Source organism: Bradyrhizobium sp. 21 (assembly GCF_023073335.1).
GTDB lineage: Bacteria > Pseudomonadota > Alphaproteobacteria > Rhizobiales > Xanthobacteraceae > Bradyrhizobium.
The window spans coordinates 273214-291811 of sequence record NZ_JADPJG010000004.1 but is presented as its reverse complement, the minus strand read 5'-3'; the positions used below and the strand labels follow the sequence as shown (position 1 = coordinate 291811).

The 18598-nt window shown below is 64.3% G+C and carries 18 protein-coding genes; 7 read left to right on the top strand and 11 right to left on the bottom strand.

Translation table 11 applies throughout. The features are described from left to right. Positions 1-126: 126 nt before the first annotated feature. Positions 127-1068: a DUF4238 domain-containing protein gene (locus IVB31_RS08895; RefSeq protein ID WP_247320878.1), complete on the bottom strand. Its 942-nt coding sequence runs from the start codon at positions 1066-1068 to the stop codon at positions 127-129. Here IVB31_RS08895 and IVB31_RS08890 point away from each other — a divergent pair. The 3 genes from IVB31_RS08890 to IVB31_RS08880 all read left to right on the top strand — a co-directional run bounded on the left by IVB31_RS08890 (position 1067) and on the right by IVB31_RS08880 (position 4571). Continuing rightward, a complete protein-coding gene (locus IVB31_RS08890) occupies positions 1067-1615 on the top strand; it encodes a hypothetical protein (RefSeq protein WP_247320877.1) in 549 nt (182 codons plus the stop codon). The genes IVB31_RS08895 and IVB31_RS08890 overlap by 2 nt on opposite strands. Before the next feature lie 663 nt (positions 1616-2278). Next, positions 2279-3562, top strand: coding sequence for a phosphoribosylamine--glycine ligase (gene purD / locus IVB31_RS08885; RefSeq protein ID WP_247320874.1), 1284 nt, complete (start codon positions 2279-2281; stop codon positions 3560-3562). A 106-nt stretch (positions 3563-3668) separates the two neighbouring features. Next, positions 3669-4571 carry an alpha/beta hydrolase gene (locus tag IVB31_RS08880; RefSeq protein WP_247320872.1) on the top strand — a complete coding sequence of 301 codons (903 nt, stop codon included), beginning with the start codon at positions 3669-3671 and terminating at the stop codon, positions 4569-4571. A gap of 125 nt (positions 4572-4696) precedes the next feature. On the opposite strand, the gene IVB31_RS08875 is transcribed toward IVB31_RS08880, so the two are convergent. Next, complete coding sequence (locus IVB31_RS08875; protein WP_247320870.1) at positions 4697-5155, bottom strand: nucleoside deaminase; 459 nt, start codon at positions 5153-5155, stop codon at positions 4697-4699. Positions 5156-5274: 119 nt separating this feature from the next. Here IVB31_RS08875 and IVB31_RS08870 point away from each other — a divergent pair, with 119 nt between their 5' ends. Both IVB31_RS08870 and rsmD read left to right on the top strand, forming a co-directional pair. After that, on the top strand, positions 5275-7476 hold the full coding sequence (locus tag IVB31_RS08870; RefSeq protein ID WP_247320869.1) for a pseudouridine synthase: 2202 nt from the start codon (positions 5275-5277) through the stop codon (positions 7474-7476). A 2-nt stretch (positions 7477-7478) separates the two neighbouring features. After that, positions 7479-8033, top strand: a complete 555-nt coding sequence (rsmD, locus tag IVB31_RS08865; RefSeq protein WP_247320866.1) for a 16S rRNA (guanine(966)-N(2))-methyltransferase RsmD — start codon at positions 7479-7481, stop codon at positions 8031-8033. Between the two features lie 110 nt (positions 8034-8143). Here the strand turns inward: rsmD and mutL are convergent, their stop codons facing one another. After that, complete coding sequence (gene mutL, locus IVB31_RS08860; protein WP_247320864.1) at positions 8144-9955, bottom strand: DNA mismatch repair endonuclease MutL; 1812 nt, start codon at positions 9953-9955, stop codon at positions 8144-8146. Positions 9956-10208: 253 nt separating this feature from the next. On the opposite strand from mutL, the gene IVB31_RS08855 reads away from it, so the two are divergent. Continuing rightward, entirely contained in the window at positions 10209-10526 is a 318-nt protein-coding gene (locus IVB31_RS08855) for a ribbon-helix-helix domain-containing protein (protein ID WP_247320862.1), read from the top strand. Positions 10527-10685: 159 nt separating this feature from the next. Here the strand turns inward: IVB31_RS08855 and IVB31_RS08850 are convergent, their stop codons facing one another. From IVB31_RS08850 to IVB31_RS08835, 4 genes are read right to left on the bottom strand one after another with little or no spacing between them, the layout of a single operon-like run. After that, positions 10686-12254 carry a GMC family oxidoreductase gene (locus IVB31_RS08850; protein WP_247320860.1) on the bottom strand — a complete coding sequence of 523 codons (1569 nt, stop codon included), beginning with the start codon at positions 12252-12254 and terminating at the stop codon, positions 10686-10688. 30 nt (positions 12255-12284) lie between these two features. Beyond that, on the bottom strand, positions 12285-12833 hold the full coding sequence (locus IVB31_RS08845) for a gluconate 2-dehydrogenase subunit 3 family protein (RefSeq protein WP_247320858.1): 549 nt from the start codon (positions 12831-12833) through the stop codon (positions 12285-12287). Positions 12834-12865: 32 nt separating this feature from the next. Next, a complete protein-coding gene (locus IVB31_RS08840; protein WP_247320855.1) occupies positions 12866-13261 on the bottom strand; it encodes a VOC family protein in 396 nt (131 codons plus the stop codon). Then, positions 13262-13639, bottom strand: a complete 378-nt coding sequence (locus tag IVB31_RS08835) for a c-type cytochrome (RefSeq protein ID WP_247320853.1) — start codon at positions 13637-13639, stop codon at positions 13262-13264. A 305-nt stretch (positions 13640-13944) separates the two neighbouring features. On the opposite strand from IVB31_RS08835, the gene IVB31_RS08830 reads away from it, so the two are divergent. Next, positions 13945-14253 (top strand): hypothetical protein, encoded by a 309-nt coding sequence (locus IVB31_RS08830; RefSeq protein WP_247320852.1) that lies wholly within the window; start codon positions 13945-13947, stop codon positions 14251-14253. A gap of 62 nt (positions 14254-14315) precedes the next feature. On the opposite strand, the gene arfB is transcribed toward IVB31_RS08830, so the two are convergent. The 4 genes from arfB to IVB31_RS08810 form a co-directional block, all read right to left on the bottom strand. After that, positions 14316-14732 carry an alternative ribosome rescue aminoacyl-tRNA hydrolase ArfB gene (gene arfB, locus IVB31_RS08825; protein WP_247320851.1) on the bottom strand — a complete coding sequence of 139 codons (417 nt, stop codon included), beginning with the start codon at positions 14730-14732 and terminating at the stop codon, positions 14316-14318. A gap of 130 nt (positions 14733-14862) precedes the next feature. After that, positions 14863-16230, bottom strand: a complete 1368-nt coding sequence (locus IVB31_RS08820) for a pitrilysin family protein (RefSeq protein ID WP_247320849.1) — start codon at positions 16228-16230, stop codon at positions 14863-14865. Further along, positions 16227-17621 carry a pitrilysin family protein gene (locus IVB31_RS08815; protein ID WP_247320848.1) on the bottom strand — a complete coding sequence of 465 codons (1395 nt, stop codon included), beginning with the start codon at positions 17619-17621 and terminating at the stop codon, positions 16227-16229. Before IVB31_RS08815 ends, IVB31_RS08820 begins: the two co-directional genes overlap by 4 nt. Positions 17622-17820: 199 nt before the next feature. Next, on the bottom strand, positions 17821-18546 hold the full coding sequence (locus IVB31_RS08810; RefSeq protein WP_027565401.1) for a hypothetical protein: 726 nt from the start codon (positions 18544-18546) through the stop codon (positions 17821-17823). Between the last annotated feature and the right edge of the window lie 52 nt (positions 18547-18598).

Below are 18598 nucleotides of genomic sequence, written 5' to 3'. Positions count from 1 at the left end.
GAACTCACTTTAGCTCCACCACCCCCGCGGTCGCGGAGGCCGGCTAGATGATCTTCAGTGCACTAAACGGGGGCAGCTAATGCTCAGGCTTTGGAGTCGCCGTAATTACGGTGACGTGCGGCGGCATCACCGTTCGGCTGCAGGCTCAATAGCGGGATGATCTTCTACGTTTGACAGGGCGCGGTTGATCGGCGCCTGCCAAAACTCTTCCCCGATGTCGGTATCCTTACCCAAATGCTCGTTCGCCCGGTTGATCATGGTGTCGTCGGTATTCCAAGCGTACTTCATCGCGAAGCGCAGCACGCTCTTGTTGCACTCGGAAGCGAAGTCCGATGATCGGGCAGCGAGCAGTTTCTGCTCCTGGTCCTTGTTCTTGCAGGCCAGAAACACCTTGTGCGGGCTAATTGGCAGGGCGAGATGGGCGTCAGGACCGTTGAGCCCGTTGGTCATGATGATCGGGCGATCGGAAGTGAACAGGCTGATGCCGCTATCCGACACGTCGCGTATAGACCAGCGCATCTGGTTGATGTGCGTACCCATGCCGGTGTTGTCGATGACCGACGTGGCGAAATCCATGGTATTGAATTGGACTCGACCAAGGACGTAATCTAGGAAGCTCGGGTCTTCCAGCTTCTTCTTCGCATTATAGTCGGCTTCGTTCTCTTCGTAATTCTCCAGCGCCATGTCCTCGACGTACTTACGTGTCGCAGCGATGCGCTCGGGGTTGCGAAAAAGCAGTCCCAGCACGAACCTCGACCAAGCGCTGCGGGTCTGGATCGTCCAGTTCCACCTGCTGCGCCCCAGGCAGATATCGAGAGCATCCTTGGCGAGGTTGTCGACTTGGTGGAAGAAGACGCGCTCGAACGCCTCGGAGGTCTCTTCCGACGAGCCGTCCAGCCGATAGAGCCCACGGACATAACCGGTCCCCTTGGGGCTGGTCCTGCGCGGGATAACGGCCTGGCCAGTTGGGCGGCTGAATTCGGTCAGGCGGCCGTCGGGGCGGCGCCATTCATTCAAATACAGGACCGGGATATAGTGGTGCTTTGGCAGCTTGTCGGGGGCGGGCATGTTCGGAATTACGAATGCTCTGCAGTTCTACCAAAAACTCGTCCAAGAGTTCGATGATTTCTACGAGAATCAGGGCTCAGCACGGCACGCGATGAACTTCGTCATCACCGCCTATCACTTGCATGAGTGGATCTGGAAGGATTACCTCAAGAACGATGCCGCTCGGCAGCAGGTCATGGGTATCGAAAAGGACTTCAAGGCATACCGGAAGTGGCTGGACAGCCGCAGTATCTGGTACGCGCAAATGGAGCCGCTGGCTAACGGATCAAAGCACTTTCGTCCGGCGAGTGGCCCGCACATCAGCACCGTTGATGTTGGATCGCTTAACAGCTTCGCCTTCAACGAAGAGGCCTACAACGACGGCTATTCCTACTTCGTCATGGATGTGGGCGTTCACGAAGGTCTACCGAATATCGCACCCGCAGGCATGCTGTTCGAGGCGGTGATGCGGTTCTGGCGTGACTTCCTGCGCGCCCACAGCCCGTATACCGAGCTGCCAAAAGGTAGGACAAAGCTATCAGACGAATGTCCTATATCGTCCCAGTGATTCCCAACGCGCTCAGGAATTAGGGTAACAGTGCACTAAATGGCATGAACTGCGCAGGTTCTGGAAATTAGTGCGTCGCACCGTAATACCCCAGAGAGCCTAGAGGCATTGGGGTAGCTTTGTTGCCATTGTATCCGCCCGTGCTATCCCTGCCGAGCGCGCGGGAGATTATTGTCGGGAGGGCTGCATCATGAATTTTTATGTGTCTCACATGACGCCCCACAAGCGCGCACGAGTTCATAAGGGCTCTTGCGTTCATTGCCGTGAGGGGCAAGGCCAAGAAAACCAGGAAAAAACTGGCTCGGGAGCGACAGGCTGGTCTCCGCCGATAGCGACCCTTGCCGAAGCTGAGGCTTACATGGAACGCGAATTTCCTCGATTCACTGACCGGGGGCAATGCTCGCATTGCAAACCGGGAGTCGATTGAAGGAAGCGTCGACGAGGTCACTCGGGTGAGGGAGGCTGTTTCCGCGAGCATTTGTGCGTGTGGATAGATACCCCTCATCCGGCGCTTCGCGCTACCTTCTCCTACAAGGGGTGAAGGGACAGCAGCGACCTGGCCGCGCCCCGGAATGACGGGGAATGGGCGGTCAGCCCCCCTTGAGCCCCGCCCCGATTCGTGCGACCTCCGCCCCAGCAAAACCCCTCATTTCTGAGCCTCTTATGCACATTCTCCTGCTTGGTTCCGGCGGCCGCGAACATGCCCTGGCGTGGAAGATCGCAGCCTCTCCCCTGGTGACCAAATTCTGGTGCGCGCCGGGCAATGCCGGGATCGCGCGCGAGGCGGAATGCGTGGCGCTGGACGTCGCCGACCATGCCGCCGTGATCGCCTTCTGCAAGACGAATGCAGTCGAGCTCGTGGTGGTCGGCCCGGAGACGCCGCTGGCGGCCGGTATCGTCGATGACCTCACCGCCGCCGGCATCAAGGCGTTCGGGCCCAACAAAATCCCCGCCCAGCTCGAAAGCTCGAAGGGCTTTACCAAGGCGCTGTGCACCGAATTCGGCATTCCGACCGGCGCCTACCAGCGCTTCACCAACGCTGCCGATGCGCGGGCTTACGTCCAGAGCCAGGGCGCGCCGATCGTGGTCAAGGCCGACGGTCTTGCCGCCGGCAAGGGCGTCGTCGTCGCCAAGACCGTGCGCGAGGCCGAGGACGCCATCGCCATGATGTTCGAGGGCGCCTTTGGCGAGGCCGGCGCTGAAGTCGTGGTCGAGGAGTTTTTGCCGGGCCGCGAGATCTCCTTCTTCGCGCTGTGCGACGGCGAGACCGCGATTCCGCTGGCGTCCGCCCAGGACCACAAGCGCGTGTTCGACCACGACGTCGGCCCGAACACCGGCGGCATGGGCGCCTATTCGCCGACGCCGCTGGTGACGCCTCAGGTCCACGACGCGATCATGGCCAAGATCATTCTGCCGACGGTATCAGGCATGAAGCAGCGCGGCACGCCGTTCCGCGGCATCCTCTATGCCGGGATCATGCTGACGACGCAGGGCCCGAAACTGTTCGAGTTCAACGTGCGCTTCGGCGACCCCGAGTGCCAGGTGCTGATGCTGCGGATGATGTCGGACATCGTGCCGGCGTTCCTGGCGGCCTGCGACGGGCAGCTGAAGAATTTCGATCTACGCTGGCATCCGGATTCCGCGCTCACGGTGGTGATGGCCGCGAAGGGCTATCCCGGCGACTATCAGAAGGGCACGCGGATCGAGGGGCTCGATGACGCCTCAGAGGTCGAGACCGCCGAGATCTTCCACGCCGGCACGGTCGAGAAGGACGGCGCCATCCTCGCCAATGGCGGCCGCGTGCTCAATGTCTGCGCGCTCGGCAAGACCGTGACGGAAGCGCAAACCCGCGCCTATCAGGCCGTCGACCGCATTCGCTGGCCGGAAGGTTTTTGCCGCCGCGACATCGGCTGGCAGGCGGTGGACGCCGAGAAGGCCCGGATCTGACGAAAAAAATTGCACAAGTAGATCATCAGCTTAGCTACTGTGCATGGGGTTGTTTTCGACGTTTTTGGTCGGGCGCCCGCCGAATGACCAGATAAGGATGCACAAGATGTCCGATCTCGCCGACCTCTATCCCGGCTTTGCCGCCGAATGGATCAACACCTCCTTCGGCCGCATCTTCGCCCGCGTCGGCGGCAGCGGGCCGCCGCTGCTGCTCCTGCACGGCTTCTCCGAGACCAACGTGATGTGGCACCGCGTCGCGCCGCTTCTGGCCGACAAGTTCACGCTGATCATCGCCGATCTGCCCGGCTATGGCTGGTCCGACATGCCCGAGAGCGATGCGCTGCACATTCCCTACAGCAAGCGCGCGATGGCCAAGGCCATGGTCGAGGCGATGGAGAGCCTCGGTCACGTGCACTTCGCGCTCGCCGGCCACGACCGCGGCGGCCGCGTCTCATATCGCCTCGCGCTCGATCATCCCGGCCGGCTGTCGAAGCTTGCCGTGCTCGATATCCTGCCGACCTATAATTACTGGGAGCGGATGAACCGCGCCTACGCGCTGAAGATCTATCACTGGACTTTTCTGGCCCAGCCCGCGCCATTGCCGGAAACGCTGATTTCGAGCAATGGCGAGTTCTTCCTGCGCTTCAAGATGGCGAGCCAGACCAGGTCGAAGACGCTCGATGCCATCGACAAGCGCGCACTCGAACACTACATCGCCCCGTTCCGCGATCCCGCCCGCGTCCACGCGATGTGCGAGGACTATCGCGCCGGCGCCTATTTCGATTACGATCTCGACAAGGCCGATTTCGAGGCCGGCAAGAAGATCACGATTCCGATGCTGGCGCTGTGGGGCAATGCCGGCGTGGCGCAAGCCGCCGCCACCCCGCTCGACATCTGGAAGCAATGGGCGACCAACGTCGTCGGCATGCCTGTGGACTCCGGCCACTTCCTCACCGAGGAGAACCCCGACGTCACCGCAAAGGCGCTGCGCGAGTTCTTTGCTGTTTAGGCCCAACTGTCATCGCCCGGCTTGACCGGGCGATCCAGTATTCCGAGACGGTGCTTGTTGAATCGATAAGCTGCGGCGTACTGGATGCCCCGCCTTCGCGGGGCATGACAGCGGTGTGCGGCGACCTACCGCCGTTCCCGGAAGAACTCCTTGAGCAGCCGTGCCGACTCGCTTTCACCGACGCCCGAATAGACGTCCGGCGCGTGATGGCAGGTCGGCGAGGCGAAGAACCGCACGCCGGACTCGACGGCGCCGCCCTTGGGATCGGCCGCGCCGTAATAGAGCCGGCGGACCCTTGCAAACGAGATCGCGCCCGCACACATGGTGCACGGCTCCAGCGTCACGTAGAGGTCGCAGTCCACCAGGCGCTCGCTGCCGATCTGTTTCGCGGCCTCGCGCAGCGCGACAATCTCGGCATGGGCGGTCGGATCATAGTCGGTCAACGTCCGGTTCGCCGCGGTGGCGATGACCTCGTAATTGCGGACCACCACGCACCCGATCGGAACTTCGCCCGACTTTCCGGCGTTTTCGGCCGTTTTGAGCGCCAAATCCATGAAAGAGGGGGCTTTCAAGCCTCGTATCATCCGAAGAAACCTGCTAGTAGCTGCGCCTTCAGCAGAAGTGCTTACCGATTTTGCCTGAGCATGCGGCTCCGAGTGAGCGCGCACAATGCTTTCTGGCCACCCCCTGAGTGAGATTATTCATGCCTCGCGACAGCGACAAAGACAACGATTCCCGCGGCCGGCGAGGCCCCCCCAGGGGAGCGTCAAAGGGACCGCCGAAAGGCCGTTCCGGCAAGCCGCGTGGCCCCGAGAAGAAGTTCGCCAAGCGCGGGCCCGAGGGCAGGGGCGATCGCGACAGCCGCCCGCCGCCCCGCGGCGACCGCGACAGCCGTCCGGTCCGCGAGGGTCAACCGTTCCGCCGCCAAGACGGCGATGCGCCGCGTCGCGATTTCAGCGACCGCCCGAAGTTCAAGCGCGAAGACCGGCCGCGCGGCGAGGATCGTGGCGAGCGCAGCTTCAAGCCGCGTGGCGACCGTCCGTTCAAGCCGCGTGAAGACCGTCCGTTTTCCGATCGCTCCTCGCGCGATGGCGAGAAGCGGCCCTTCAAGCCGCGTGGTGATCGTCCGTCCTTTGGCCGCGACGACCGTCCGCCGCGCCGGGATCGCGACGACTCCCGTCCCGCCGGCCGGACCAGTGACAGAAAATTTGGCGACAAGAAACCCTATGCGCCGCGGGGCGACCGTCCGGAGCGCAAGTTCGACGGCGAGCGCAAGTTTTCGCGGGGCGGACCGGATCGCGGGCCGCGCGAGGATCGTGGCGAGCGCAGCTTCAAGCCGCGTGGTGACCGCCCGAATTTCGATCGCGGTGATCGCGCACCGCGCGGCGACCGTCCGGAACGCAAATTCGACGGCGAGCGCAAGTTTTCGCGTGGCGCGCCGGATCGCGGGCCGCGCAAGGATTTCGGCAAGAATTTCGGTAAGGATTTCGGCGGCCGCGACCGCGGCGCCGACAAGCCCTGGCAGAAGCGCGAAGGCGGCGGCGATGACCGTCCGCGTTTCCAGCGTTCGCGCGACGATCGTCCGTCGGGCGATCGTCCGTTCCGCGAGCGGCCCAAGTTCGATCGCCCGCGCGAGGATCGTCCCAAGTTCGACCGGCCTCGTCGCGACGGCGATGGCGACCGTGGTGGGGACAAGCCCTGGCAGAAGCGCGAGTCCGGTGACCGCCCGAAATTCGCTCGGCCGCGCTCCGAAGGCCGTTCCGACTGGCACGAGCATCCGCGCAGCGATGGCGATCGTCCGCGCCGCGAAAACGAGGATGACAGCCGGATCTTCGTGAAACGTCCCGCCTTCGGCGGTCGTGGCGCCTATCGCGAACGCGATCGTGATTTCGACCGCCGGCCGCGCCGGGAAGAAGAGACCAAGCCGAAGAAGGCCGGCGAGCGCATCGCCAAGGCGCTGGCGCGCGCCGGGCTAGCCTCGCGCCGAGATGCCGAGGAGATGGTCACGCAAGGGCGCGTCGCCGTCAACGGCCGTATCATCAATTCGCCGGCGCTCGACATCACGCCCAACGATGTCGTCACTGTCGACGGCAAGCCATTGCCGGAGCGTGAGCGCACGCGGCTGTTCCTCTATCACAAGCCGCGCGGGCTGATGACGACGCATGACGACCCCGAGGGGCGTCCGACCGTGTTCGACAATCTGCCTGAAGGTCTGCCGCGGCTGATCAGTGTCGGCCGGCTCGACTTCAACACCGAGGGCCTGCTGCTGCTCACCAATGACGGCGGGCTCGCGCGCACGCTCGAGCTGCCGGACACCGGCTGGCTGCGCCGCTACCGCGTCCGCGCCCATGGCGACGTCACGCAGGCGCAGCTCGACGAGCTGAAGAACGGCATTGAGGTCGAGGGCATCAAATACGGTCCGATCGAAGCGACGCTGGAACGCGACCAGGGTGCCAATATCTGGCTGGTGTTCGCGATCCGCGAAGGCAAGAACCGTGAGGTGCGCAACGTCTGCGCTCATCTCGGGCTGGAGGTGAACCGGCTGATCCGCGTATCCTACGGCCCGTTCCAGCTCGGCGAGGTCCCGGAAGGCCAGGTCGAGGAGATCAAGTCCCGCGTGCTGCGCGACCAGCTCGGCGAAAAGATCATCGAGAAATCGGGCGCGCAGTTCGACGTGCCGCAGAAATCTGTCTCGCATGAGGGGGACGACGCGCCGCGCGAGAAGAAGCCGGCGACCAAGCGCGGCGTGATCAACGACCGCAAGGGCCGCCGCGTGCTGGTGCAGCGCACTGGCAGCGAGGAGGCGCGCGAGCGCAACGAGGCTGAGGCGAGCGGCTACGGCCCGCCGCGCCGCCCCAAGCGCGGCTATCACGGCAAGCGCGACCTGACGCCGAAGGAGGACTAACGTTGCGCGTGGTCGGCGGTCGATTGAAGGGGCGCAATTTGGCCTCACCGTCTTCGCGCGACATCCGCCCCACGGCGGACCGTCTGCGCGAGTCCGTGTTCAACATCCTCGTGCACGCCTATGACAATCCGATTCCGGACGCGCGCGTGCTCGATCTCTTCGCCGGCACCGGCGCGCTCGGCATCGAAGCCTCGTCGCGCGGCGCGAAGTTCACGCTGTTCGTCGACAATGGCGCGGAGGCGCGGGCACTGCTGCGTAACAATGTCGAATCGCTCGGCCTCGGCGGCGTGACCAAAGTCTACCGCCGCGATGCCACCGATCTCGGCCCTGCGCATCCGGTCGAGCCGTTCTCGCTGGTGTTTCTCGATCCGCCTTACGGCAACGGATTTGCGGAGAAGTCGCTGGCAAGCTTGCGCGATGGCGGCTGGCTCGCGCCGGGCGCTCTGCTCGTGGTGGAAGAGGCGAAGGCCGCGCAGTTCGTGGCGCCCGAAGGCTTCGAGGAATTGGAGCGGCGGGTGTATGACGACACGGAGTTCGTGTTTTTGAAGAGGCCGTAGTCTCACACTCGGTGCGTAGGGTGGATTAGCGTAGCGTAATCCACCAAGGTCTGCGCCAACGGATGGAGAAGAGGTGGATTACGCCTTCGGCTAATCCACCCTACGAAAACTCACCGTCTTCCGAACAGCTTCTCCACATCCGACAGCTTCAGCTCGACATAGGTCGGCCGGCCGTGATTGCACTGGCCGGAGTTCGGGGTGTCCTCCATCTCGCGGAGCAGGGCGTTCATCTCCTCCGGCCGCAGCCTTCGGCCCGCGCGCACCGAGCCGTGGCAGGCCATGGTCGCCGCGACGTGCATCAGGCGGCGTTCCAGCGGCAGCGCCTCGTCCCACTCGGCCATGTGCTCGGAAAGATCGCGCAATAGCCCGCCCGCATTGGTCTTGCCGAGCAGCGATGGCGTCTCGCGCACCGCGACCGCGCCGGGGCCGAAGGATTCGATTGCCAGGCCGAAGGAAGCAAGCTCCTCGCTGCGTTCCAGCAGGCGCTCCACCGTGGCCTCGTCCATCTCGACGATCTCGGGGATCAGGAGGATCTGCCGCTGCACGCCGTTGGCGGCCAGCGAAGCCTTCAGCCGCTCATAGACGATGCGTTCATGCGCGGCATGCTGGTCGACGATGATCAAGCCGTCGCGGGTCTGCGAGACGATGTAGGTCTCGTGGATCTGGGTCCGCGCGGCGCCGAGCGGCCGATCGACCAGGTCGGCCACGGGCAGTGTTTCGAACCGCACGTCAGCGCTCGGCGCGCCGACATCGAAGGCGGCCTGCGCGCGCTCCGCGAAGGCGGGCGCGGCCGAGCTGTCGAACGATGGCGTCGGCGCGACCGGGGCGGACGGCGAGGCCCGCCAGTCCCAGCTTGCCGGGCGCGGCGTGAATGCGGGGCGGAACGACGACAGCACGCTCTCACCGCTGTTGGCCGCCGTGCGCCGGCCCTCGCGCGCGAGCCCCTCCTTGAGTCCATGCACGATCAGCGCGCGGACGAGGCCCGCGTTGCGGAACCGCACCTCGGTCTTGGCGGGATGGACGTTGGCGTCGACCTCGCGCGGATCGAGCGTGACGAACAGCGCCAGCACCGGATGGCGGTCGCGCGGCAGATAGTCCGCATAGGCGCCGCGCACCGCGCCGAGGATCAGCTTGTCGCGCACCGGGCGGCCGTTGACGAAAAGATATTGCCCGAGCGCGTTGGCTTTTGTCAGCGCAGGCGCTGCGGCATAGCCGGCGACCACCACACCCTCGCGCTCGGCATGGACCTCGATGGCGTGGCTGCGAAACTCCGCACCCAGGATGTCGCCGAGCCGGGTCAGGCGGCCGGCAACGCCGGGCAGCGCGGCAGCCCAGGTCACCGGCGCGCGCTCTTCTCCGGCGAGCGTGAAGGCGACGTCAGGCCGCGCCATGGCCAGCCGTCGCACCACCTCCCGGATCGCTTCCGCCTCAGTGCGATCGGTCTTGAGAAACTTCAGCCGCGCCGGCGTCGCATAAAAGAGATCGTTGACCTCGACCCGCGTGCCGTGTGCGAGCGCCGCCGGCATGATCTCGGATTTCTCGCCGCCCTCGACATTGAGCGCCCAGGCGTGCGGCTCGCTGGCATGCCGTGTCGTGATGGACAGCCGTGCGACCGAGCCGATCGAGGGCAGCGCTTCGCCGCGGAACCCGAGCGTGCGGATCTGGAGCAGGTCCTCGTCGTCGAGCTTTGACGTTGCATGGCGCTCCACCGCGAGCGCGAGGTCCTTTGCGGTCATGCCGCCGCCGTCGTCGGTGATGCCGATCCGGCGCCGTCCGCTGCCATCGGTGAAGACGTCGATCCGGCTCGCCCCGGCATCGATGGCGTTCTCGACCAGTTCCTTGACCACGCTCGCGGGACGTTCGACCACCTCGCCGGCGGCGATGCGGTTGACGACCTGTTCTGGCAATTGGCGGACGGGCATGAGTTCGACTTGAGGCTTTCGATTCGGATTCGCTGCCAGCGTTATTCTAGGCCGTGTTGCGTCAAAAGCATGTGTTGGGCAACAGGAACGTGACGGGCTGGGGAAGAGGGCTGTCTATCACATTGAAGAGATTGGACGTTCGAGAAAATCGCGCAAACCGGGACGGACCGGTCTCCCGCTTCGGTCCTGATTGTGGGGTGCGGGGCAGCGGTGTAGCATCGTGAAAAAAACAGCAACAGGACGGGAGGACGCCATGTGCCATTTGTTCGCGCACCAACCCCAACGCGACTATGAATCCCAGACGCGCTCGCTGCGGATCGGAGGGCATTGCACCTCGATCCGGCTGGAAATGGCCTTCTGGGACACGCTGGAGGAGATCGCGGCCAAGGAGAATATGAGCGTCGGCAAGTTCCTGACGACGCTCTACAACGAGGTGCTCGACCATCACGGCGAGGTCAACAATTTCGCCTCGCTGCTGCGCTGCTCCTGCCTGATCTACCGGTCCAGAGGCGTCGCGCCGGCCCAGGAGTTTAGGGCCACGGTGAGGCCAATCCTCGATGCGGCGGAATAGCCGTTCCACCCTCATTGTCGTCCTGGCGAACGCCAGGACCCATACCGCGAGGTCTATCGATGATCCGCGGTACGAGTACCGGTCAAAGAGTCTTCACCAAATGTCTTCCTGGGATAATGGGTCCTGGCGTTCGCCAGGATGACGATTGAGAGCGAGAGATCAGATCTCCTTCTTCTGCATCGCGCCGGCAATGTAATCCGCCTGCCGGATCGCCAACGCGACGATGGTCAGCGTCGGGTTGCAGGCAGCACCACTGGTGAACTGGCTGCCGTCCGAGACGAACAGGTTCTTGACGTCGTGGCTCTGCCCGAACTTGTTGACCACGCCATCCCGCGCCTTCTCACTCATCCTGTTCGTGCCGAGATTGTGGGTGCTCGGATAGGGCGGTGTCGGATAGCTCACGGTGGCGCCGACGGCGTCATAGACTGCCGCGCCTTGCTTGTAGGCGTGGGCGCGCATCGCGACGTCGTTGGGATGGTCGTCGAAGTGTACGCTCGCGACCGGCTGGCCAAACTTGTCCTTCACTGTCGGGTCGAGCGTGATGCGGTTGGTCTCCTGCGCCATGTCCTCGCCGACCAGCCACATCCCGGCCATCCGCGGATAGCCGTCGAGCGCCGCAGTGAACGGACGTCCCCAGGCGCCGGGGTTGAGGAATGCCGCCATGAAGGGCAGGCCGAGCGACAGCGTCTCCATCTCGTAGCCGCCGACGAAGCCGCGCTTCGGGTTGTTGACGGCCTCGTCGCGAATGATCCCGGCCATGGTGGTGCCGCGATACATATGCACCGACTTCTCGAACACGGCGTAGACGCTGCCGGTCATGTGCCGCATGTAGTTGCGGCCGACCTGACCCGATGAGTTGGCGAGGCCGTCCGGGAACATCGTGGAGGCGCTGTTCAACAGCAGCCGCGGACTTTCGATCGAATTACCGGCGACCGCGACGATACGCGCCTTCTGGCGCTGCATCGCGCCGGCCTCGTCGGCGTAGACGACACCGGTGACCTTGCCGCTGGCATCGTGCTCGACCTTGACCACCATGCTGCCGGGGCGGACCTCGAGATTGCCGGTCGCCTCGCCCTTCGGAATCTCGGTGTAGAGCGTCGACCATTTCGCACCGGATTTGCAGCCCTGGAAGCAAAAGCCGATCTGCTGGCAGGCGCCGCGCCCGTCACGCGGTTGGCTGTTGATCGCCATGTTGCCGGTATGCACGGTCTTGTAACCGAGCTTCTTTGCGCCGGCTTCGAGCACCTTGAAATTGTTGTTGCCGGGAAGTCCGGGAATGCCGTTGGTGCGGGTCACGCCCATCTTGTTCTCGGCCTTGGCGTACCACGGCTCCATCTCGGCAAGCGTGACCGGCCAGTCGAGCAGGTTCGCACCGGGAATGCTGCCGTAGGTGCTCTTCACCTTGAACTCGTGCTCGTCGAAGCGCAGCGACGCGCCCGCCCAATGCGTCGTCGAGCCGCCGACCGCCTTGACGATCCAGGCGGGAAGGCCCGAAAAATCCTTGGCGACGCGCCATGTCCCCGACGTGGTGCGCGCATCGGTCCAGGCGAGCTGGGAAAAACTCTCCCACTCGTCGTTGACGAAGTCCTGATTCTCGATGCGGGGACCTGCTTCGAGAATGACGACCTTGACGCCCTTCTGTGCGAGCTCGTTGCCCAGCGTGCCGCCGCCGGCACCGGAGCCGACGATCACCACAACGCCGGAGTCGTTCAGATCGAATTTTGCCATCTGCGTTCTCCTGAACCGTTGGGATGCGAATTAAGCCTTCGGCAGCCAGTCGATGTCGGCAAAGCCGCGGTTGATGTAGCCGCCGTGCTCGGCGGAGGGGCCCTCGTAGCCGAACCGCGGCCAGACCTCTTTCTGGTTGTAGAGCGAGACCACGAGGTCGCCGCGCACCTTCTGGAAGAAGTCGCTCTGCTCGATCTCCTTCAAGAGCACCACGCGGTCGGCTTCCCAGGGCACCTCGGCGTAAGCCACCTTGTGACGGTCACGCGCGTTCTGATCGAGCCTGGTGATGCCGTCGCTGATCAGCACCTTGACGGCGGGATCTTTCGCCGCCTTGCCGTCCCACGGCTTGATCGCGGTGATGTAGTAGCTGTCGCCGAGCACATCGTGCGGATAGATGTCGCGCGCGACCTTCAGCAGCGTCTTCATGGTCGCGGGCGAAAGTGCGCTTGTCTCATTGGCCCAGGCCCCCTCGATACTGACGGCGACGCTGGTCGCCACAGCCGCGACCGGCACGGCGCTCGCCGCGCCCTTGAGAAAGACGCGGCGGCTATGCTTGCTTCGACGATCGACTTCTCTCATGGTGTTCCTCCGTGGATTTGATTTTGTTGTGTTTAGTTGAAACGTCCGCCCCTCTGGATCATTTCGATCTTGTAGCCATCGGGATCACTGACGAAGAAGAAGCGCGCCAGCGTCCTGCCGTTGTGCTTGAAGTCGCGCAGCGGCCCCGGCGCGAGCTTCTCGCGCTCGAAGCGGGCATGTTCGGCATCGAGGTCCTCGACCACCACGGCGAGGTGGCCGTAGCCGTCGCCGAGCGCATACGCTTCCTTGCGATCGAAATTGACCGTCAGCTCAACCTCGAAAGGGGATGACGGGTGACGCAGATAGATCAGGGCAAAGTCCGCGAATTTCAGATGGTCGGCGACCTCCAGGCCAAAGGCGCGCCTGTAAAAGTCGAGCGAGCGTGTCGCGTCGAGCACGCGGATCATGGAATGGACTGGCTTTGCCATTCAGTTCTGCTCCCTCAGAAAGGCGATGATGGCGGCACGCGTCTCCGGCTTCGCCTGCCGGTAGACCATGACCACGCCGGGAATGACGGCTTGCGGATTGGTCAGCCAAGCGTCGAGCTTTGTCTCGTCCCAGGCAAAGTCGGCCTTCGCGAGGTTCTCCGAATAGCGAAACCCAGCGACCTTGCCGGCCGTTCGTCCCACGATCTTGACCAGCGGCGGACCCTGCCGCACCGGTTCTGACAGGTTGGTGGTGTGGCACACCGCGCATTGCTGCTTGAACAGTGTTGCGCCATCCGGCGGCTTTGCAGCCGGCAGGGGCATCTGCGCCTCGGCCACCCGCACCGTCGCGGTGCACAATCCCAGCACGATCCCGCGCATTGTCAAAAGCCCGCCCATCCACGTCAATCAGCGTGCGCAAATTCTAGGCGCTGCAAAACATGCGGTGGTAGTAGCGGGCTGTTTCGCTGCGTGCGGAGATGCGCGCGGGCCGCGTTGTTCCGCGCTGCCGCATATGCGGAGGACAATTCCGCGAAACCGCCGTCAAATCCCTAAACGATCACCACACGAGGCAGATTGCATCGCGGTCGCGCCGTTCGAGCACTTAACGCGATGGACTGGTTTGGCTCAGGCGGACGGCGCATCAGGCCGCCGAACCGATCATCGCGAAAATCCAGGAGAAATGGATGAAGTTGGTGAAGACCTCTGTGATCGCATGCGCCGTCTCGGCCCTGATTGCGACGCCCGTTCTCGCGCAGGGTACGTCGTCTGGCGCCAAGCCTGGCGGCACCGTGCAAAGCAAACCCATGCAAGGCAGCACGATGGGCAGCGGCGACGAGGAGATGAGCGCCCAGCCGGGCGCGGCGGGCGAGACGACGGGCATGAAGCCGACGAAGGGCACCAGGGGCACGGTTGGCACCGCGGGCAGTGCTGCGCACAAAGGGACCGCCGACGATTCCGTGACAGGCGGTGCAGCCACGGGCAAGCGGTACTAGCCAATGGAGTGAAACGGCAGAACTCCGGTCGCCCTGCGGCCGGAGTTCTTTTGCTGTGTCTGCTAGTCGTCGAAACCGCGCCCGCGCTTCGACTTGATGTCGCTGCGGCGCTTCTTGCCCTCGAGCCGGCGCTGCTTGGAGCCAAAGGTCGGCTTTGTCGCGCGCCGCGGCTTCGGCCGGATCATGGCTTCGCCGAGCATCTCCGTAAGGCGATCGATGGCGTCCTGGCGGTTACGTTCCTGGGTGCGGAAGCGCTGGGCGTGGATCACGATCACGCCGTCCTTGGTCATGCGCTGGCCCGCGATCCGGACAAGCCGAATCATTGCATCCTCCGGAATGGTCAGCTTGCGCGTGTCGAAGCGCAGCTGCGCCGCGGTCGAGACCTTGTTGACGTTCTGACCGCCCGGGCCGGAGGCGCGGACAAAGATGATCTCGATGTCGTCCTCGTCGATGACGAGATCGCGGGATATCCGCAGCATGGTGGCACCATCCGTGATGTCCGGACATATCGCGGACGTCTAGGTTCGGCAATGGTGCATCATCGGAAACGCAAATGGCCGGGCGAGCCCGGCCATTTCAGGAGATGTAGCGCAGGAAACTTGGCGGACGTCAGTTCGACTTCGTCGCCGGTGCTGCCGCCGGCTGCGCCGCGGCCTGAGGGGCGCGGCCGACGACAACGGTCAGGAGTCCCTGGCCCCAAAGGCGCTTGGCGGCTGCCTTGGCGTCGTCCATGGTGACCGCATCGACGACGCCGTTGCGCTTCTCGATGTAGTCGATCGGCAGCTTGTCCTGCTGGTACTGCAGCAGTGCCTGCGCGAGCTTCGAGGAGGTGTCCAGCGCCAGCATCTGCGAGCCCTTCAGATAGGACTTGGCCTCGTCGAGCTCCTTCTGGGTCGGGCCCTCCTCGGCGATGCGTCGCACTTCCTTCTCGATGGCGTCGATGGTGTCGCCGGCACGGTCGGCCCGGGTACCGGTATTGCCAATGAAAACCGCCGAATGCTCCATCCAGAGCAGCGATTCGAACACCGAATAGGCCAGCCCGCGCTTCTCGCGCACCTCGCGATAGAGCCGCGAGGACAATCCGCCGCCGCCGAGGATGTGGTTGACGACGTAGGCCGCCATGAAGTTGGGATCGCTGCGCTTCACCCCGGGGCCGCCGAAGGTGATCACGGTCTGGGGAACGTCGAGCGTCACGAAGGCGCGTTGCGGCGGCTTGGCCGGCTCGACGTCGGGGACCGGCACGAGATTGGCCTTGGCGGGCAGGCTGCCAAACGTGTGGTCGAGCAGCTTGCCGAGCGTATCGGCATCCACGTCGCCAACCACTGCAATCTTCAGCGTGTCCTTGGCGAGCACGCGGCCGACATAATCCTTCATGTCGGCGACCGTGATGGTCGGAACGCTGTCGAGGTTGCCGTTGGACTGCCGACCGTAGGGATGATCGCCGAAGGCGAGCTCCAGGAATTTGCGGCTCGCCAGCGAGGTCGGGTTGGTGGTCTCGCGGCGCAGGCCCGAGATCACCTGCGAGCGGATGCGCTCGACATCGGCGGTTTCGAAATGCGGCGAGGTCAGCGCGCTTCGCAGCAGGTCGAAGGCCTCGTCCTTGTTGTCGCGCAGCATGCGCAGGCTGCCGCGGAAGGTGTCGCGGGTGGCGCTGAAGGAGAGCTCGATGGCGCGGCGGTCGAGCCGCTCATGGAAGGTCTTGGAGTCGAGGTCGCCGGAGCCTTCGTCGAGGAGATCGCCGACCAGATTGGCGACGCCCGACTTGTCCTTGGGATCCTGTGCCGAGCCGCCGGCAAAGGAATATTCCATGGCGATCAGCGGCACGGTCGCATCCTGCACGAACCAGGCCTCGATGCCGCCCGGCGAGGTCAGATGCTGGATCTTTGCTGCCGCCTGCGACGGCGAGACGGTAGCAAGCGCGAGTGCCGCGCCGGTGACGAGGGAGAATGAGACACGTCGAAGGAAGGGATAGGTCACGAACGCTTCTCCTCGCGCTTGGCGGCGCCGGTGTCCTTGATCAGATAGCCCGTCACCGAGCGCTTCTTCTCGAGCCATTTCTGCGCGACCGTGCGGACCTGCTCGGCGGTGACCGCGCGGATGCGATCTGGCCAGCTCCGGATGTCTTCGATCGACAGGCCCGTGGTCAATGCGCCGCCATACCAGCGCGCCAGCACCGCCTGGTTGTCCTGGGCGTAGATCGCCTCGGCGATGAGCTGGGTCTTGACCCGCTCGAGATCCTCGGCACGGATCGGATTCTGCGCGATGTCGGCGATGACGCCGTCGACCACCTGCTCGACCTCGGCGAAGCTGACCCCGGATCTGGGCGAAGCCGAGATCGCGAACTGGGTCGGGTCGAGCGAGATGCTCGAATAGCTGGCGCTGGCGGAGACCGCGAGCGGCTTGTCGACCACAAGTGCGCGGTAGAGATAGGAATTGTTGCCGCTGCCCATCAACTGCGCGAGTACGTCGAGGGCCGCGCTTTCGCCGGCCGCGGCCGTCGTGGCCGAGGGCACCAGATAATAGCGCCGCAGGCTGGGCTGCTCGACGCGCGGATCCGACAGCGTGACGGTGCGCGGTGCGGCCGGCTCCGGCTCCTGCGGACGGACACGCTGTGCAGGGATCGCAGGCTGGGCGGGGATCGGGCCGAAATTACGCTCGACCAGCGGGCGGATGTCGGCGGGCTCGACGTCGCCGGCGATCACCAGGATCGCGTTGTTCGGCGCATAGAAGCGGCGGTAGAAGGCGAGCGCATCCTCGCGATCGAGCTTCTCGATCTCCTGGTGCCAGCCGATCACCGGTCGGCCGTAGGGATGGTTGAGATAGAGCGCGGCCATGATCTGCTCGTTCAGCCGCGCGTCCGGATTGTTGGCGACGCGCATGTTGTATTCTTCGAGCACGACGTCGCGCTCGGGCAACACGTTCTCGTCCTTGAGGATCAGGCCGGTCATACGGTCGGCCTCGAATTCCATCATGGTCGGCAACTGCTCTTTCGGCACCCGCTGGTAATAGTTGGTGTAGTCCACCGAGGTCGAAGCGTTCTCGTTGCCGCCGACGCGGAGCACGGTCTGGGAGAATTCGCCGACCGGATGCTTCGATGTGCCCTTGAACATCAGGTGCTCGAGAAAGTGCGCGAGCCCGGACTTGCCCGGCGTCTCATCCGCCGAGCCGACCTTGTACCAGATCATTTCCGTGACGACGGGCGTGCGGTGGTCCGGAATCACCACGACCTGCATGCCGTTTCCGAGCGTGAAGCTGGCGGGTGGAGCCGATGTCACCGTGGTCTGCGCAAGCGATGCGCCGGCCGTGAGGACACTCGTCGAAAGCAGCGCGGCAAGGAGGCGGGCAGCCGATCGGTAAGAGGACATCATGATCCTTATGAAAGGCCGAGCCCGGATGTCCGGCTCGGAGGCACGGCATGGTACACCGTGCGGCAAACGCTTCGCGTCACGAAGCAGAGAACTCAACTCGGGCGCAAGTTACTGATAAGCAATCAAAGACCGCGTCCGGCGCGCACGAGCCGCTGGCGCGGGACCGCGTCTGTCGGGAATGTCGCAAAGGGACAGGAGGCTATTGTTCCTTGTCCTTGCCGGACATGATGTCGAAATAGGTCCGCCGTGTCTTGTCCTCTCCGGCGCCATAGGCGTAGCTCGGCGACGGCGTCTGGTAGCCCGGCGGCGGCTCGACCAGCGACTGGCGCGGCGGCTCGGTCGTGAATTGCTTGGCCTCGCCTTTGTTGTTCGACATCATGCCCCACAGACCGCCGGTGAAACCGAGCTGGGCCGGGCTGAGCGACGGATTGCCGTTGGTGCCCGGCTGAATAGGATCATTGCTCGTGCGCTCGGGTGCGGCTGTTCTGCCGACCTCCATCTCGGCGGGCGACAACGCCCGGCCTGCCTGCCAGCTCTCGGTGGCCTTGACGGCCTTCTTCCGCTGCGCGATGGCCTCCTTGCGGCGTCTCTCGTCAGGGTCCTTCGGCCAGTTCGGTGCGTTCTTGGCTTCAACGCCGGCGGGTGGCGGCAGGTCGAGCTTGGGCGGCACCACCAGCGGCGACCGCTCGCGGTATTCGATACCCTTCTTCTCCATGCTCTTGGCGCCGATGCCCGACATCAGATTGTCGATGAGCTTCTCTTCGAAGGTCATGTCGTCGTCGTCCTCGCCGTCGTCACCGGCGCGGGCGGCGCCAGCCGACATGACGAGACCGATGCCGAGCGCGACAGCGGACAATTTCAACGCCCGCCAGAACCCCTGCCGGGGGTCTTCAACCATCGAACCGCTGGTCTTCGAGCTGCGCATCACTGTACCTGTTCCAAAATGTGGCAGTTTGCCGCTCTCGCGCGGCATAATC

Bases quoted from the DNA above. Each gene is read 5' to 3' on its own strand.
- IVB31_RS08890 (WP_247320877.1), top strand. From the start codon at position 1,067: ATGTTCGGAATTACGAATGCTCTGCAGTTCTACCAAAAACTCGTCCAA.
- IVB31_RS08895 (WP_247320878.1), bottom strand. From the start codon at position 1,068: ATGCCCGCCCCCGACAAGCTGCCAAAGCACCACTATATCCCGGTCCTG.
- purD (WP_247320874.1), top strand. From the start codon at position 2,279: ATGCACATTCTCCTGCTTGGTTCCGGCGGCCGCGAACATGCCCTGGCG.
- IVB31_RS08880 (WP_247320872.1), top strand. From the start codon at position 3,669: ATGTCCGATCTCGCCGACCTCTATCCCGGCTTTGCCGCCGAATGGATC.
- IVB31_RS08875 (WP_247320870.1), bottom strand. From the start codon at position 5,155: ATGATACGAGGCTTGAAAGCCCCCTCTTTCATGGATTTGGCGCTCAAA.
- IVB31_RS08870 (WP_247320869.1), top strand. From the start codon at position 5,275: ATGCCTCGCGACAGCGACAAAGACAACGATTCCCGCGGCCGGCGAGGC.
- mutL (WP_247320864.1), bottom strand. From the start codon at position 9,955: ATGCCCGTCCGCCAATTGCCAGAACAGGTCGTCAACCGCATCGCCGCC.
- IVB31_RS08855 (WP_247320862.1), top strand. From the start codon at position 10,209: ATGTGCCATTTGTTCGCGCACCAACCCCAACGCGACTATGAATCCCAG.
- IVB31_RS08850 (WP_247320860.1), bottom strand. From the start codon at position 12,254: ATGGCAAAATTCGATCTGAACGACTCCGGCGTTGTGGTGATCGTCGGC.
- IVB31_RS08845 (WP_247320858.1), bottom strand. From the start codon at position 12,833: ATGAGAGAAGTCGATCGTCGAAGCAAGCATAGCCGCCGCGTCTTTCTC.
- IVB31_RS08840 (WP_247320855.1), bottom strand. From the start codon at position 13,261: ATGGCAAAGCCAGTCCATTCCATGATCCGCGTGCTCGACGCGACACGC.
- IVB31_RS08835 (WP_247320853.1), bottom strand. From the start codon at position 13,639: ATGCGCGGGATCGTGCTGGGATTGTGCACCGCGACGGTGCGGGTGGCC.
- IVB31_RS08830 (WP_247320852.1), top strand. From the start codon at position 13,945: ATGAAGTTGGTGAAGACCTCTGTGATCGCATGCGCCGTCTCGGCCCTG.
- arfB (WP_247320851.1), bottom strand. From the start codon at position 14,732: ATGCTGCGGATATCCCGCGATCTCGTCATCGACGAGGACGACATCGAG.
- IVB31_RS08815 (WP_247320848.1), bottom strand. From the start codon at position 17,621: ATGATGTCCTCTTACCGATCGGCTGCCCGCCTCCTTGCCGCGCTGCTT.
- IVB31_RS08810 (WP_027565401.1), bottom strand. From the start codon at position 18,546: ATGCGCAGCTCGAAGACCAGCGGTTCGATGGTTGAAGACCCCCGGCAG.